Consider the following 1,012-nt stretch of genomic DNA (forward strand, 5'->3'; position numbering starts at 1 on the left):
GAGCTTGATCACATGGTCCCAGCTGTCGCCGAAGTCATAGAGATAATGGATCGTCTTGGCGCCGGTCTCGCGAACGACATCGCAAAGCCGCGCTTTGCTGGCATCCATGGGCTGGTGGCCATAATCGTTGTGGGGGTCAGGAAACCCCCAACGGACCTCGCCAGCGAAGAACTCGAAGAGGTGGCTGTTCGTCCAGCCGAATGCCTCCTGAAGCGCCAGATGCAGCCGATCAAGGCGCAGGGTGACGGGTACGACAAGGCGACGCATCACCTCCGGCTTCACATCCTTGAGGGTCACCTTGATCCGGACCGCGGTCGTGTTCAGGCTCATGCCGCCAGCCTCGGATCGTGTGTATGCATCGTATAGGTCGACGCCCAGGGAAGCAGTTCGTCCAGTCGCGCCGCAGGCCAACCATTGACGAGCTTGGCGAGAACGTCAGCGAGCCAGTGCTCGGCACTGACGCCATTGAGCTTACAGGTCTCAATGAACGAAGCCAGCAATGCCCAATTCTCGGCACCCTCGTCGCAACCGGCAAAAAGGGAGTTCTTCGCATTGAGCTTGATCGGCCGCATCGCACGCTCGACAGCATTCGTGTCCATCTCGATGCGCCCATCATCAAGGTAGAACGTCAGGCCGTCCCAATGACGCAGCGCGTAACGCAGGGCCTTCGCCGTGTCGCTCTTCTGCGCAAGGTGAGCAAGCTTGGCCTCAAACCACTGCTTCAAGGCTGCAGCCAAAGGCCGGGCATGCGCTTGTCGCCCCGCGCGGCGCTCGTCCGCAGATCGGCCGCGGAGTGCCTTCTCGACCGCGTAAAGCTGGGCGATGCGCTCAAGGGCCTCGCGGGCAACCGGAGCTGGCGCAGGCGCCGCCTCCCGCTCGATCTTCACAAACTGGCGCCGCAGATGCGACCAGCAGAAGGCGAGCGTCCCGGACAGGGCGTCCGCACGCGTCTCTCGGGTCATGGTCTTGTAAGCCTGATAGCCGTCGCAGTGGATGATGCCGCGATAGCCCT

The 1,012-nt window shown here is 62.3% G+C and carries 2 protein-coding genes; both read right to left on the reverse strand.

Annotation, left to right across the window (positions count from 1 at the left end; genetic code table 11):
- Positions 1 to 330 (reverse strand): plasmid pRiA4b ORF-3 family protein (locus tag AC5ZFO_RS48075; protein ID WP_496124276.1); only part of this gene is annotated, 330 nt, incomplete at its 3' end.
- Positions 327 to 1,012 (reverse strand): IS66 family transposase (tnpC, locus tag AC5ZFO_RS48080; protein WP_496124277.1); only part of this gene is annotated, 686 nt, incomplete at its 5' end. The genes tnpC and AC5ZFO_RS48075, both read right to left, overlap by 4 nt.

The organism is Bradyrhizobium sp. Unk1 (assembly GCF_059512345.1).